12 protein-coding genes are annotated in these 15,099 nt (G+C 53.5%); 5 read left to right on the top strand and 7 right to left on the bottom strand.

Annotated elements, in window-relative coordinates; genetic code table 11:
- Window positions 1-66 precede the first annotated feature (66 nt).
- Window positions 67-900, bottom strand: coding sequence for a helix-turn-helix transcriptional regulator (locus tag NSU14_RS27180; RefSeq protein ID WP_340947895.1), 834 nt, complete (start codon window positions 898-900; stop codon window positions 67-69).
- Window positions 901-1,017: 117 nt separating this feature from the next.
- Here NSU14_RS27180 and NSU14_RS27175 point away from each other — a divergent pair, with 117 nt between their 5' ends.
- Complete coding sequence (locus NSU14_RS27175; RefSeq protein ID WP_340947894.1) at window positions 1,018-1,860, top strand: NAD-dependent epimerase/dehydratase family protein; 843 nt, start codon at window positions 1,018-1,020, stop codon at window positions 1,858-1,860.
- A gap of 390 nt (window positions 1,861-2,250) precedes the next feature.
- Window positions 2,251-4,335, top strand: coding sequence for a class I SAM-dependent methyltransferase (locus tag NSU14_RS27170; RefSeq protein ID WP_340947892.1), 2,085 nt, complete (start codon window positions 2,251-2,253; stop codon window positions 4,333-4,335).
- Window positions 4,336-4,421: 86 nt separating this feature from the next.
- Here NSU14_RS27170 and rarD read toward each other — a convergent pair whose 3' ends face one another.
- From rarD to NSU14_RS27155, 3 genes are all read right to left on the bottom strand, one after another.
- Window positions 4,422-5,300: an EamA family transporter RarD gene (gene rarD, locus NSU14_RS27165; protein ID WP_340947888.1), complete on the bottom strand. Its 879-nt coding sequence runs from the start codon at window positions 5,298-5,300 to the stop codon at window positions 4,422-4,424.
- Between the two features lie 193 nt (window positions 5,301-5,493).
- Window positions 5,494-5,844, bottom strand: coding sequence for a nuclear transport factor 2 family protein (locus tag NSU14_RS27160; RefSeq protein ID WP_076247214.1), 351 nt, complete (start codon window positions 5,842-5,844; stop codon window positions 5,494-5,496).
- 115 nt (window positions 5,845-5,959) lie between these two features.
- Complete coding sequence (locus NSU14_RS27155) at window positions 5,960-6,877, bottom strand: AraC family transcriptional regulator (RefSeq protein ID WP_076247211.1); 918 nt, start codon at window positions 6,875-6,877, stop codon at window positions 5,960-5,962.
- 127 nt (window positions 6,878-7,004) lie between these two features.
- Here NSU14_RS27155 and yicI point away from each other — a divergent pair, with 127 nt between their 5' ends.
- The 3 genes from yicI to NSU14_RS27140 all read left to right on the top strand — a co-directional run bounded on the left by yicI (window position 7,005) and on the right by NSU14_RS27140 (window position 11,268).
- Window positions 7,005-9,326 (top strand): alpha-xylosidase, encoded by a 2,322-nt coding sequence (yicI, locus tag NSU14_RS27150; RefSeq protein WP_340947886.1) that lies wholly within the window; start codon window positions 7,005-7,007, stop codon window positions 9,324-9,326.
- Window positions 9,327-9,720: 394 nt separating this feature from the next.
- Complete coding sequence (locus tag NSU14_RS27145) at window positions 9,721-10,896, top strand: SGNH/GDSL hydrolase family protein (protein WP_340947885.1); 1,176 nt, start codon at window positions 9,721-9,723, stop codon at window positions 10,894-10,896.
- Between the two features lie 87 nt (window positions 10,897-10,983).
- Complete coding sequence (locus NSU14_RS27140; RefSeq protein WP_336101354.1) at window positions 10,984-11,268, top strand: hypothetical protein; 285 nt, start codon at window positions 10,984-10,986, stop codon at window positions 11,266-11,268.
- Window positions 11,269-11,319: 51 nt separating this feature from the next.
- Here the strand turns inward: NSU14_RS27140 and NSU14_RS27135 are convergent, their stop codons facing one another.
- From NSU14_RS27135 to NSU14_RS27125, 3 genes are all read right to left on the bottom strand, one after another.
- Window positions 11,320-11,415, bottom strand: coding sequence for a YjcZ family sporulation protein (locus tag NSU14_RS27135; protein ID WP_231575287.1), 96 nt, complete (start codon window positions 11,413-11,415; stop codon window positions 11,320-11,322).
- A gap of 138 nt (window positions 11,416-11,553) precedes the next feature.
- On the bottom strand, window positions 11,554-13,215 hold the full coding sequence (locus tag NSU14_RS27130; protein WP_340947884.1) for a helix-turn-helix domain-containing protein: 1,662 nt from the start codon (window positions 13,213-13,215) through the stop codon (window positions 11,554-11,556).
- Window positions 13,212-15,050: a cache domain-containing sensor histidine kinase gene (locus NSU14_RS27125; protein ID WP_042140763.1), complete on the bottom strand. Its 1,839-nt coding sequence runs from the start codon at window positions 15,048-15,050 to the stop codon at window positions 13,212-13,214. The genes NSU14_RS27130 and NSU14_RS27125 overlap by 4 nt, the downstream gene beginning before the upstream one ends.
- Window positions 15,051-15,099 lie beyond the last annotated feature (49 nt).

Raw genomic sequence — 15,099 nt, 5'->3', positions numbered from 1 at the left:
GCAACCATGGACGGGAGAAGCATGTCCTCGTTTGCTGCTGTTATTTTTGAACCCATAAACGCATGATTAATGTTCGCTGGTGTTCATTTGACTTTGCAGACGCGCAGCTGTTTCGGCAGTAGCTGTATAAATCATCAGCTTCAGATCCGGATGGCCCTGGGGCTGTAGGGTCATATGTTCGAACTCCAGCTCCCCGATGCCTGGCGCATTCCACTGTTTGTGGCAGTCCGTTACAACCTGAACATCATGCAGCGGCCATTTCTCGCGGAACAGCGGGCTGCTCTGCATAAATTCCCCGATAAGCTCCTTGAACCTCGGGTCATTAGGAAAATGTGCGTAATCCGCACGAAAGCGTGCAACGATTACTTCTGCTTTACTCTCCCAGTCCTCTGGATTCATTCTTCGTTTCCCGCCCGTCAATAACAGCCGCATCCAGTTGGGACGCTCCTGCTCACCCTCTGAGAATGAAGGAAAGCCGAAAACCAGCTCCGCTGCCTGATTCCATAACAGCAAATCCCAGCTTCTCCCGATTACGAAGGCCGGATTCGGCTCCAGGGCCTTAATCATCCGTTCCAGGCCTGTATTCAGTTGCTGATCTTCTACGGCCTGCTGCTGCACAGGTCTGGCAAGAAGATGAAGATGGTGACGTTCGTCTTCAGTCAGCCGCAGCGCCTCTGCTATGTTATTCAGTACATCCTCTGAAGGATTGATACTTCTTCCCTGCTCCAGAGAGGTGTACCATGAGGTTCCGATGTGGGCAAGCTGGGCCACTTCTTCCCGGCGGAGCCCCGGAGTCCGCCGTCTTCCATAAGAGACTAACCCGGCTTCTTCAAGAGTCAGACGTTCCCGGCGCGAACGCAGAAATTCTCCTAACGGCATCCTGGAAGAAATCTCTTCCATGTTGAACTCCTCCTTATCCTGACACTGACAGTCCTACGATAAACGCAGGAAGGATGCCAGTTATACATTCTATTATACTGCCAGTATAGCATCTATAAACTTAGGAGGATTTGAACTATGAACATATTTGTAACTGGAGCCACCGGTAAAGTAGGCAGCCGTTTCGTTCCGCGTCTGCTGCAGCGCGGTCATCACGTTAAGCTGTTGATTAGGGATGCTGCCAAGGCAGAGGGGCTTAAGCAGCTGGGGGCTGAGATTGTAGAAGGCGAGCTTCTGCAGCCGGACCGATATGTGGAGGCTCTAAGGGGGATTGATGTTGTATTTCATCTGGCAGCTCAGTTCCGCGGGGTAGACGAGAATACCACCTGGGTAACCAATTTCGATGGCAGCATCGCTCTGGCCAAGGCAGTGCTGGAGGCGGGGGTGCCAAGGTTTGTTTTTGCGAGCACCAATAATGTCTACGGCTCCGGAAGTAACGCGGGACCCAGTCAGGAGGATGACGAGCTGAAGCCTGCGTTTGCTTATCCGCAGTCCAAAGCTAAGGCTGAGGCAGCGCTGCTGCAGCTCCACCGCGAACAGGGATTAGGCCTGCGCATTGTAAGGCTGCCTTTTGTCTACGGTGAGCGGGACCCGCATATCACGGAATTTCTGCCGCTCGCAGGCAATTGGAATCCGGCGAAAAGAATGCATATGGCGCACCATGCCGATGTAGGTCAGGCCCTGCTGCTCGCAGCTTCCGCAGACGGGATAGATGGCCGGATCTACAACGTCGGCGACGACGCACCGATCTCCATTGCGGAGCTGCAGAAGCTGCATCATTTTGAAACCTCCCCGGAAGCGCAGCAGCAGGAATTCAATCCATGGGAGGGTGTCATTGATACCACCCGGATCAGAGACGAATTACATTACCGCCCGATTTTCCCGTCATTCTATACGGCTAGGGATGCAGGTGCACTTTAAATTGGATTTATCTTCTTCCGGCAATCTGGTATACAATATACAATAGTAGTGCATTTTCTTGACCGCAGGCTTCTCTTCAGAAGCTTGCGTTTTGTTATATGAACAGTTTGAATAAGATGAACTAAAGAACTACACATAAAGGCAAAAGGTAACGGAGGGGAATTTTGGAATGGAGGAGCGGTAGCGTCCGCCTTTGTGTCCGGATTTCATCCGCAAAAGGCGGGTTAAATCAAGAAATCTGGACACAACAGCGGCTGGAAGGCCAAATATTCACCGCAGTTACGTCCTCGCCCAGCTGGGGGGGCTTAAGTTGATCTATAGAGATCATGATTCAACCGCAGCCAGCAGGGCTATTGTATAGAGATCGTTATTACATAGGGAGGCAGGCAAATGCTGAAATCATTGCAGGCTATTGAAACATACCGCGAAGAAGGAAGACTCCCCGGTGAAGGCTGTTTGTGGCTGGAATATATCGTTCAGGCCGAGCAGACGATTGTGAACCTCGAACGGGTAGAGTCGCTGGGGGAACTGGAGCAGCAGAGTCCGGTGCTGGATTACGTAGAGCGCAGCCTGCGCGTACTGGACAGTCTGCCGCTATCCTACTGGATCAGGGAATTGGCTGAAGAGACGCTGATCTGGTCGGAGACTGCCAAGGGCGGTACGATCCGGCAGCGCAGGAGCTGGCAGGAAGAAGGCATTAATATATTTGTGCATAATATCGGTTCGGCACAGCTGTACTTGCGTTATGCAGAGGATGACCGGGAGGACGCTGCCTCTGCGGATAAGCGGCTGATCGTGCACCGGCTGATAGAAACCCATGGGCTGATCGGGCAGCAGATCCGCGGCGAGGTCCCGCCTTCGGTCAATCTTCCGTTATCCGGACTGGTGGAGCAGGGGCTGCTGACTGCAGATGAGCTGGAGCGGCTGCTGTTCGCGCTGAATCACTGCATTATCTCTGCCGTTGCCCCGGAGCTGTGGCAGGAGGTTCGTCCTCAGGTGATGGAGCTGATTGCCGTAATCTCCTCGGGGAATCTGCATGATGAAGTCCCGATGAAGGAGCGTCTGCGGAGAATGCGCTCCGGGTCTATCGCGAAGGGCGAGGATTATGAGACGGAGTGGAGCAGTCTTGTGCAGGAGGGCTTCAATCCTGCTGTACTGGAGCCGCTGCAGCCTGTCACCTTCTGGTATGTGGAATCAGCGCTGCAGACCTTCTCGCTGGAGCAGTTCCTCAAAGTAGTAAGCCTCTCCGCTAGCAGTGATTTGTCCGCTCTGAATCATATCAGCTTCGAAGCGGTGATGAACAGCATTTATTATGACTACAAGGGCAGCAAGAAGATCAACGTGTACAAGAAACGGATCATTGAGAAATACTTGTCTGAGCTGGACTGGACTGAGATCTACAGCGGGGAGCAGCCCTCGGGCAATCCGCATCTGTTGCACCGGCTGCTGCGGAAGGAGCATTTGCCTGATACGCTGTTCTTCAACTTCGAATTCTCCCCGGCGGCTGAGAAGCTGATTGAATTCTGTATAGAAGCCGAGAAGTCCGCGCTGTATGAACGGGCGGTGCTGCTGCTGTTCGACTTGTTCGATCTGCGCCGGGATGCGTTCGACCGCTTCCATAACGAGGATACGTATTTAAGCCAGATGAATGATACGGCAGATTATAAGGCGGTTATTCTGGATTACGTCACCGGCCGCAAGGTGCTGGACATCGGGCCGGGCGGCGGGGTGCTGCTGGATCTGATTGAGCAGCGGATGCCGGACGTGATTCCGGTGGGCATCGATATCTCCAGCAATGTCATTGAAGCGTTGCGGCAGCGCAAGCAGCGGGAAGACCACCGCTGGGAGGTGCTCCAGGGCGATGCGCTGAACCTGAAGGATTACGTGGAGGCGGGGACGGTCGACACGGTGATTTTCTCCTCCATCCTGCATGAGCTGTATTCCTATGTCCCGCTGGACGGGAAGAAGTTCAATCACGGGACGGTTGCGGCTGCGCTAACCAGCGCCTTCGGGGTGCTGGCGGACGGCGGAGTCATTATTATCCGCGACGGTATTATGAGTGAGCCGGAGGATCAGCAGCGGAGAGTGCGGTTCCTGGAGGATGACGGAATGGCGTGGCTGGAGCGGTATGCGAAGGATTTTGCCGGCCGGAGTATCCGGTATGAGCAGCTTGGCTTCCGGGAGGTCCTCATGCCGGTGAATGATGCGATGGAGTTCCTGTACACGTATACGTGGGGCGAGGAAGCCTATATCCATGAGGTACAGGAGCAGTTCGGATACTTTACACCGGCGCAATATGCCGCGTTCATTGAGCAGACGCTTGGTGATCAGGCGAAGATCGAAGTCATCCGCCATTACCTGCAGGAAGGGTATACGGAGGCGCTGCAGGATCGGGTCGTGGTGATGGATGAGAGCGGGCAGGCGGCCGCACTGCCGGACAGCACCTGCTTCATTGTAATCCGTAAGGCAGGCTGAAGACGGGTGCTTGAGTGGAACATAAAAGGGGCATTACCACAGCCGTGTCCGGCGCTGGTAATGCCCTTTTTCGATAAACTGACCGATCAGTTGGTGGCCGGCAGCCTGGATTTCCTGAAGCCGGCCACACTGTAGACAATCAGGGCAACCCAGATGAAGGAGAAGCTGACCAGCCTCCCTTGTGAGAAGGGCTCACCAAGCAGGAATACTGCCAGCAGCATACTCGTCGTCGGCGAGATGTACTGGATGAAGCCGACCATGGAGAGCGGGAGCAGCTGCATAGACTTGGCGAACCAGAACAACGGCATCGCCGTAGCGGCTCCGGACAGCAGCAGGACGATCATCAGCAGGGGAGACAGCGAAGCGAACGTTCCTGTGCCCTGCGACTGAATGTAGATCAGATAGCCCAGCGCAACTGGCATGGCCATCAGTGTTTCCCCGGTCAGGCCGAGCAGAACATCGAGCCCAGCAAGCTTTTTGGCCAGACCATACAGGGAGAACGTGACCGCCAGCGCAATTGCCACCCATGGAACCTGCCCGTACTGGACTGCCATAATCCCCACACCGGTGCCTGCCAGAAGAATAGACGCCCATTGCCACGCTGACAGCTTCTCCTTGAGGAAGATGACCGCAAATAGAACGCTGATGAGAGGATTCATGTAGTAGCCGAGGCTGGTCTCCAACACGTGATTATTGTTCACGGCCCAGATGAACAGGAACCAGTTCATGCTGATGAAGAAGGAGCAGAGGACAACTGCTACGGTGCTTTTGGTGCTTGAAAAGATAGTCCTCAGCCGCCCCCACTGCCGCGAGCACGTAACCAGTACGGCTACAAAAACGAAAGCCCACACAATCCGGTGCCCAAGTATTTCCCATGCGGGCATAGCCTGGAACAGCCGCCAGTAGAGCGGCAGAAACCCCCAGATGAGATAGGATAGAACGGCATAAATAATGCCTTTTTTCATAATGACACCCCTGCCCGAAGAATCAAAAGAATGGAAATATTAGGTTCAATTCGTTCATTATATCAGGCATTCCGCATCATGTATTTAGCTGAGCTTCGCTCCGTAAGCACGATAGACGAAATGCTCTGTGTCGAACGACAAAAAGGAGCCGCGCGACTGCGGCCCCTTCACATTATTAATGAAATCTGTATCGCTACTTAAGCGTGATGTTAAGTAAGCTGATTTTACCGCCCTGCACCTTGAACTCGTGTCTGAACAGCTGCGGAGCGGGAACGCGGTTCTTGTTAAATTCCCCTTCCATCTCTGCTGTCACAGCGACGGACTCCCCGGATTCTTCTATTTCCATGATCGTATAGCGGACCTTGGCAGAGAACAGCTCTGATTCTCCCCAGGCCTGTATAGCCTCCCTGCCCGCAATCTCTTTACCGTTATCCTTAACGCTGGCGCCGGGAGTGAACAATTCTATAAAGGCTTCAGGCTGATATTGGTTAATGGCATTGTAGAACTCTTGTACCTCACTCGGCATAGTGACATGTTGATTCATGGTGATCTGCCTCCTGTAAGTAGAGTAGCGGAAGCGGCATGGCTCCACCCTTACACGTAACTTAAACGTATCCGGGCATCCGTAAGCAGACAATGTAATCTGTACGGAGCTGATCTTACGGATAAAGCTGGCCCTGACCGGCTCCCGGAATAGCATCCTTGCGGAATTCGGAAGGCGAGCAGTTCATCGCTTTGCGGAAGACTTTAATGAAGTAGCTGACGTTGTCGAAGCCGACATCCATGGCGATATCGGAGATTTTGCGGTCACTCTGCTGCAGCAGGGCTGCGGCCTGGCGGATCCGGTAGGAGTTGATATAATCGACGGGCGTCTTGCGGGTCATGCTTTTGAAGAACCGGCAGAACTGCCCCTCGCTCATCGGAATCAGTTCGGACAGATCGCGCGTGCGGATCGGCTCCTGATAGTTGTCCTGGATATAGAGGATGACCTTCTTCAGCCGGTCGATCTTCGTGGTATCCGCGCCTGCCGACTGGCTGTAGTTCACCGAACGTCCCGGCGGCGCAATCTGTGAGAGCATGATCAGCAAAGTTCCTTTCATAAAGGACTCGAATCCGGGCATTTTATTATCATATGCCTCCATCATCCGCTCCAGGTGCAGCAGAAGCTCCCCTTGCCAAGGCACGGAGGAGGTGATGTGACGCGGAAAGCTCTGGCGTTTCTCCTGAAGCGGCAGAATTACAGTCTGCTGGATGGTATCATATTGGGCGCTGGCCAGGAGATCGGGGTGAAAGACAAGGGCGCAGAACCGGCAGGGAGTGTCCAGAGCCGCATAGGCGGCATGAATATCACCGGATTCAATAAAGACGGCTTCGCCGGGGCGGAGCGTGAAATAATCCGTATCCACCTGAAAGAGAATCTCGCCTTCAAGCAGCAGGAAGAACTCCGCTTCCTCATGCCAGTGGGTATCCAGGACAGGGGCTCCGGCCGGGAGCTCTATCCAATAGGCGGCCAAGGGAAACATAACATCCCCGTGTTCACGGTCTTCTTTGAGCAATCGCTGCGATGTGCGGTCCATTAAAGCCCTCCTTGTGGGAAAAACATCAAAATAGTGTTATAAATAAGCTATATTATAGTAGTTTTGTGATTTTGTTATCGTTATAATGCAACTATAAACACCAAATTGAAGGGTGGCAAGTGCACACATGAAATTTACAGACGGCCTTTGGCTGGTTCGCGACGGAATCACAATCAATGGTGCAGTTCAGAACTATGCGGTGGAAAAAACTGCAGAAGGTCTGACAGCAATTACGCAGACAACTCCGATTACAGGACGTGCAGCAACACTTAACTCCACACTGCTTACCGTAAAATTCCATTCCCCGCTTCCGGGTGTGGTTGGGATTAAGATTATTCATAATGATGGCGTTATTGACCGCGGTCCTTCTTTTGAATTGACCCAGGGAACTGGCGACCACGTTCAAATCGAAGAAACTGAAGCACAGACCGTGCTGATCAGCGGCGGACTCCGCGTGGTCATCAACAAGGGAACTCACTGGTCGGTAGACTTCTACCGCGGCGACGAGCGCATTACAGGCAGCGGTTACAAATCGATGGCCTATATCACTGATCAGGACGGCAACACGTTCATGCGTGAGGAGCTGGATATCGGCATCGGCGAATTCGTGTATGGTCTGGGCGAACGCTTCACTGCTTTTGTGAAGAACGGCCAGGTAGTTGACCTGTGGAACAAAGACGGCGGTACCAGCTCCGAGCAGGCTTACAAGAACGTTCCGTTCTATGTAACCAGCAAAGGCTACGGCGTATTCGTGAACCAGCCTGAACTGGTGTCGTATGAAATCGCTTCGGAGAAGGTGAAGAAAGCCCAATTCAGCGTAGCTGGAGAGAGCCTGGAATACTTCGTTATCGAAGGGCCGACTATCAAAGAAGTTATTACTAAATATACTTCCCTGACCGGCAAGCCTGCGCTTCCACCGGCATGGACCTTCGGTCTGTGGCTGACCACTTCGTTCACTACGGACTACGATGAAGCTACGGTTAACTCCTTCGTAGAAGGTATGGCTGAGCGCGATCTGCCGCTGCATGTCTTCCACTTTGACTGCTTCTGGATGCGCGAATACCAATGGACCGATTTCCAGTGGGATTCCCGTGTGTTCCCGGACCCTGTGGGCATGCTGAAACGCCTGCATGAGAAAGGGCTTAAGATCTGCGTCTGGATCAACTCCTACATCGGACAGCGTTCACCGCTGTTTGAAGAAGGCAAGAAGAACGGCTATCTGCTCAAAAAACCGAGCGGCGACGTTTACCAGACGGATCTGTGGCAAGCGGGCATGGGACTCGTGGACTTCACGAACCCTGCGGCTTGTGAATGGTATGCGGGTTACCTGCGTGATCTGGTTGACATGGGCGTAGACAGCTTCAAGACCGATTTCGGCGAGCGCATTCCAACGGATGTCGTATACTTCGACGGCTCCGATCCGCACAAAATGCACAACTACTACACACAATTGTATAACAAGGTTGTCTTTGAAGTACTGGAAGAGAAGCTTGGCAAAGGCGAAGCAGCCGTGTTCGCACGTTCGGCAACCGCCGGCGGACAGCAGTTCCCGGTTCACTGGGGCGGCGACTGCTACGCTGACTATGAATCCATGGCAGAAAGCCTGCGCGGCGGCCTGTCGCTCGGCCTGTCCGGCTTCGGCTTCTGGAGCCATGACATCGGCGGCTTCGAGAACACTGCTCCGGCGCATGTCTTCAAGCGCTGGCTGGCCTTCGGCCTGCTCTCCAGCCACAGCCGTCTGCACGGCAGCACCTCGTACCGTGTGCCTTGGGCTTACGATGACGAAGCCGTGGATGTTACCCGCTTCTTCACCAAGCTTAAATGCAGCCTGATGCCTTACCTGTATGATGTAGCCGGACAGGCGCATGAACAGGGCTGGGCTTCGATGCGGGCGATGGTGATGGAATTCCCGGAAGATCCAACCTGCGAAGTGCTGGACCGCCAGTACATGCTGGGCGATTCCCTGCTCGTGGCTCCGATCTTCCAGGAGAACGGCGAAGTGAAATACTATCTGCCGGCTGGACGCTGGACGCATCTCCTGAACGGTGAGACCGTAGTGGGCGGATCATGGCGCAAAGAGAAGCATGACTTCTTCAGCCTGCCGCTGTTCGTACGCCAGAACTCCCTGCTTGCCGTGGGCAGCGAAGACAGCCGCCCGGATTATGATTTTGCCGAAGGCGTGAAGTTTGGCTTGTACTCCCTGGAGGATGGCAAGGCTACAACTGCAACCGTACGCGACATCAACGGCGCTCCTGAGCTGAAGGTGGAAGCTGCACGCAGCGGCAATACCATAACTGTAACTGCAGAAGGCAGCGGCAAAGCATTCACCCTGGCTGTGAAGGATCTCGGCGCTATCGCTTCTGTAGAAGGTGCGGAGCAGGCAGATGAAACTACAGTGAAAGTAAACACCGGAGCCAAATCCGTATCGTTCACTATTACACTGAAATAAGCTTATACCGCCTTATACTCAAGCTCTCTGATGACAGGGGACATTCGTCCCCGGTGTATCAGAGAGTTTTTTGAGGATTAAACAGCGGGTACGGTATTTGAGGCTATTGGAACTTCAAGCTGTTCTTGCCGCGCAAATCTTGCAAGGAATACAACATTTTCCACTTATTATCGATCCAAATCCGGAATTGTTGTATGCAATGCAGCATTTCTCCTTCTCTCGGCTGCTTTGTGGGGGAATTCATGTATTTCGTACAACAATTCTCTCAAACAGCCTGTTATTCATGCATGGAAGTTGTAGAACGTACAACATTATTGCCTTTTTCCATTTATTACAGGTAAGCTGTGAACTAATAATCTCATTTCTGTCAGCAACGATAGGAGAATTGAATGCTATGAACAATAAAGTTAATACCAGTGTGTACAGCCAGTCTGGATTCACTTCAGCAACGGCAGTATCCGCAGCCGCTAATTATATTATGAACTCGCCCGAGCCGTTCACCCATACCTACCGGACCTATGTCCGCCTGCGGGAGAATGGCAGCCTGACACTGAAGTTCTGGCACAGCAATGCTGTGGATTCGACATGGGACTTGGGCGCGGAGTCAGCGGCCAGTGAACCGGGCGGGGAGTGGAGCATTGAAGCGGCATATGTAGCCGATGGCGGAGCTGTGCCGGATGGTACAATCGTGCCAGGTTCACAGGTTCCTGTAACCTTCAGAGGCGAAGCCTCGCGGAACGTTGCTCCGGGCGAGCAGTTCTGGAGCGATGAAGCACTGCTGGAGCTGCCGGAAGGGCATTACCTGGCCTTCACCTGGACGCTGAAGACGGCAGCTGCCGGCAAGTCGATCCCCTTCAATGTGGAGGGCATGCTGGTCTCCGGCTACGATGCGCCGGGCAATCTGGCCGCTCAGGAGACAGCCGAAGCGTTCAGTGAGTCGGACAAGCTGCAGGTACTGCCAAGCTTCCTGGGGTATAAGAAGAATGTAACGAAGAAGCTGGTCTTCCTGGGGGATTCAATTACGCAAGGCGTACGGACCGCGAAGGATGAGTATTCCTACTGGGCGGCAAGAATTGCCGAAGGATTAGGAACGGAGTACGGGCTGTGGAATATCGGCTCCGGCTGGGGCCGGGCCTATGATGTCGCCACCGATGGAGCCTGGCTGCACAAGGCGCAGCAGGGCGATGAAGTACTGATCGTGCTTGGAGTGAATGATCTGGATATCGGGCAACGCTCGGGGGCGGAGCTGCTGGCAGACCTCACGCATATTATCTCCGCGATCAAGAAAGCGCGGCCTGAGACTGCCGTGATTCTCAGCACCGTGCCGCCGTTCAATTTCGAGGGGGAACGGGAAGCATACTGGCGCAAGGTGAATGAGACGATCCTGACGAACCCTCCTGCCGGGGTGGACCGCGTGTTCGATATCGCGGCGGTACTGTCTGTACCTGCTCCGGCAGATCACAGAATCAGACCGGAGTATATGAGCGATGAGTTCGATCCGCATCCGAACGGCACCGCCGGCAAGGCAGTGGCGGATGCTTTTCTGGAGTGGTACGGGAAACAATTGTAACGAACTTCTTGAATGCACTAGGCATACTATGTAGTACTTTATCAGAAGGGTAGTGTGCCTGTAGTGAGCATTCAAGCGGGAGTACCAATGCAGCCCAAAGTGCTGTATCAAGCAGATCAAAATTATATTCAGAGTCTGAAGTCTGTTCGGCATCACTTGCACAGTGTATGCAGACAACATGTGAACCGGATTGTCCGGGTGCAGACGATTGACGGCCAGGTCGTTACTGGGAGAATTCTCGGCTGCGATAGAGGATTGTTATACATGGGGGTACAGAATCATCATGGAGCAGGACGCGCCTTCGGAAGCAGCGATGAAGCCATCCTGACCCTGGTACTGTTCGAATTGCTGGTTATAGTTTTATTGTCTTAACTCAAAAGATAAGAGCCTGCGTAAGCAGGTCCTTATCTTTTTTATGATTGGTTAGAATGTTTTGAGAATGATCACCAGCAGAATGTAAAGGACTAAGATTGTAGTGGTAGAAGTAAAAAGTCCACCGACATTTCCGCAACCGCTCATCGTCTTACCTCCTTCGCAATATCATCTTTCAGAACCATGATATGCACTTTTGGTCATTCGGGTATAGACCATCGGCCAATTTAAAGCTCAGAGCCGGGTAAGAAATAGAAGCGGAAATGGATAATGTCTTCAATGCATTCAATGCTCCGCCTGCCCCCGGAAATCCTTCGGCGGGCAGCCGACCTGCTTCTTGAAGACCTTGCTGAAATATTTGACGTCGTGGAAACCGACCATCTCCGAGATCTGCGCCAGCTTCAGGTTGGGATTCTGCATCAGCAGCTTGGCCTTCTCGATGCGGACGCTGCCGATGTAGTCGGAGAAGTTGATGCCGTATTCCTGTTTGAATTTGCGCGAGATATACTCGCGGCTGACATAGAATTTGCCGGCAACCTCCTGCAGGGAGAGGTCGGACGGGTAATTCTGCTCGATATATTTAACGATCTCCGTCATCGGGTTCCGTTCTTTCATGTGTCTGGCCGAGAGCGTCTGGGACAGCTGCTGCATCAGCGCAAAGGACCAGTCACGCCAGGCGAACAGGGAGAAGGAATAACCGCTTGGCAGCGGTGAAGGACTGAGCAGATCAGCCTGCTCCAGCTCCGCCAGCACACTGTCCGACTGGTTGCCCAGCGCTTCCCGGACCAGCCGGGAACGGAACAGGAGGGCATCCGCCTTCCACGAATTCAGCATTTGCGGGGTAACGACACCTCTGCGGCTGAGCTCATGGGTCCAATGCTGTGCGGCGGCGGATATGGCTTCAGTGGTGCCGCTGATGACCGCCATCCGCCAGTCCTCCTGGACATCGGCGAAGTTCAGCGGTGCCTCCGCCTCCGTGTTGGCGGAATCACGGCTGTCTGCCGCCATGCCGCCGGCTCCCGCACCCGGGGAGAAATGGCAATAATCCTCATGCCGTAACAGGTTCCGCCGCAGCAGGGCTTCGGCGGCTTCTGTGCGCTGTGCCGGCAGCTGTCCCGGGAACGCGCCTGCGGTGCTGATTCCGAAATGCATACGGAACTGCAGGGTACGGTAGATCCCCTGATTAATCCGGCTGATCAGCTCGATAACAGACTCCTCCAGATCCCAGAGAATGATGGCAATCTCCGGCGGACCGCCCCAGTACCGGAAGGCAACGCCCTTACGCTGCAGCTGCAGGAATTCATTGCAGATGTTCACGATGGCGTAGTACATCAGCTCACTGTCTCCCCCGAAACGTTTAAGCAGCGGATTGTTGCCGCTGTCCGTCTGCAGAAGGATCAGCCGTGCAGCCTGTATACTCTGCGGAATGATTCCGTCAACGGTCAGCCTGCGCAGCGAGGCCTCGGCATTGACCTTATCATCAATCAGCGCGGAGAGCAGCTTCTCCCCGTAGATCGGCTTGATCTCATTCAGCCGGAGGCTCTGGAGCTGACGGTGGCTGCGCTCCTCTTCTTCGGAGCGCCAGGCGGCTACCGCTTTGGATACCGCAGTGTTAATCATATCTGCTTCAATCGGCTTCAGAATATAGTCAATGCCGCCGTGGCGGACGGTCTGGCGCACGAAGTCGAAATCATCATGCCCGCTGACAACAATGAATTTGGTGTTGCCTGCGAATTCATCCACCCAGGTCATCAGCTCAACGCCGCTGCCTGACTCCATCATCATATCCATAATCACCAGCGCCGGCTTCTCCTTGCGGATCAGCCCGATGGCTTCATTGCCGTTCCCTGCTTCCAGAATCTCATCAATCTGATGCGCATCCCAGTCCACCAGCAGCCGGACGGCCTTCCGGACTCTTGCTTCGTCATCCACAATAAGCGCCTTCATATCCGTTCACTCTCCACTAATATCTCAATTTCCAGCCGGATGATAACCCCGCCGGTCTCCAGATTATCTACCGTCAGCAAAGCATCATCCCCGCAAACCAGCCGCAGCCTGGCCAATACATTACCCAGGCCGATTCCCGCACCGGGAGCATCACGTTTGCTGTAGCTGTCCTGACCTGAGTTCTTTATCATGTCGAGCTCTTCAACAGCTCTGGGCTGCTGCAGCTCCTTGCGCAGCGTCTCCAGCTTCACGGCCGGAATCGAGAGGCCGTTGTTCCGGATACTGATCTCCATCCGGCTAGGGCTAAGTCTGGCTGCCGTAATCTCAATGAATCCGTCCGTGCGGGCAAGGTTGAACCCATGCTTGAAGTAATTCTCCACAATCGGCTGCAGGATCATTTTGGGCATCAGCGCGTGCAGCAAGGAGTCTTCCATATCGTAGCGGAAACTGAACTTGTTTTCAAAACGTTCCTTCTGCAGCTCAATATACGCTTTAACATGCTCCAGTTCATTCTGGATCGTCACAATCTTCTCATCATTGTACATGCTGTAGCGCATCATCTTGGCCAGTGCCGAGAGCAGACCATAGATTTGCGGCACCTTCAGCTCAAGGGCTAGTGTACCGATAATCTGAAGGGTGTTGTTCAGGAAATGCGGGTTGATCTGCGACTGCAGCGCCCTCAGCTCATTGGTTTTGTTCGACAGCTCCAGCCTGTACTCGCGCAGAATCAGGTTGTTGATCGTGTCCATCATACTGCGGAAATGCTCCGTGACCACACCGATCTCATCTTTTCCTGCCGGACGGATATCAATCTCAAGATTACCGGTCTGCACCTGATTCATGTACCGGGTCAACTGCTTGATGGGGGCGGTGATCCGGAAGGAGATCAGAATCGTCAGGGCGATGATCATACTCATCAGCACGAAGAGCAGAAGCAGGTTAATGCCGGCGGCCTCCTTGGCTTCACGGAACAGATAGGAGACAGGGATTTGCTTGACGAGCGTCCAGCTCAGTCCTATGCTTTCGATCTTTTGATAGATGAACACAGAGTTGTCCTGCTCAAAATGCCCTTGGGTCACCATGCTGTCAGCCATCTGTTTATTGTACCATGCTGCATCCAGCGGTTGGCCGAATGTGCCGGCGTCAGGTCCGTATACGAGCTTGCCGGCGCTGTCCACCAGATAGATGTTTTCCTGATCCTGGTCGTATAGCTGGTCTACTATATCACCAAGAGCTGCGAGCTTGACATCAATCGAGAGATAGCCGAGTGCTTCAGAGGAAGGAATACGCTCAATTCTGCGGTGCATCGTAAAAACAGGCTCCGGTACGAACTGCGTTAGTGGCAGACTTAATCCGTAGGCGTCGCTTAGATGGGTGCTTTGCACTTTCACCGGGGAGCTCCCTGTAATGTTGGATTCCTGGTAGGGTGTGTCTCCCAGCCAGCGCTTGGGTGTCGTATTATCGGTAATCAGTGTAGCTTTACCGTCTTTGACGCCATATAAGTACACCTGTGAGATATTAGGCAGCGAGGTGGAGATGTAGCTGAGCGAATTGTAAATTGCGATGTCGGAGGACAGATCGTCGTGCCCGGCTTCAAGCAGCCGGTAGAAATCCGAGTCAGAGTACACACTGAGTGACAAACGGTTGATCTCCCCAATCAGACTGTTAATGTTCTTGGAGCCCTGATAGAGCAGATTCTTATTCTCGTCGACAGCCCGTGTTCTGAGGGAGTTGGTCGTATAGGAATAGCTGACGAACATAGTAGCCATAATACAGATTAATGTTGGCAGGAGTAAAAAAACGATCAATTTGGTACGGATACTGTTCCATTTCATGAGGCTCGCTTCACATCCGATCAATATTTTACACCCTAAAGATCACTTG

Origin of the sequence: Paenibacillus sp. FSL R10-2771, from assembly GCF_038000205.1 — a bacterium.
Lineage (GTDB): Bacteria > Bacillota > Bacilli > Paenibacillales > Paenibacillaceae > Paenibacillus_AQ > Paenibacillus_AQ phytohabitans.
The sequence above is the reverse complement of the archived record's forward strand: the minus strand, read 5'-3'. Positions and strand labels throughout refer to the sequence as shown.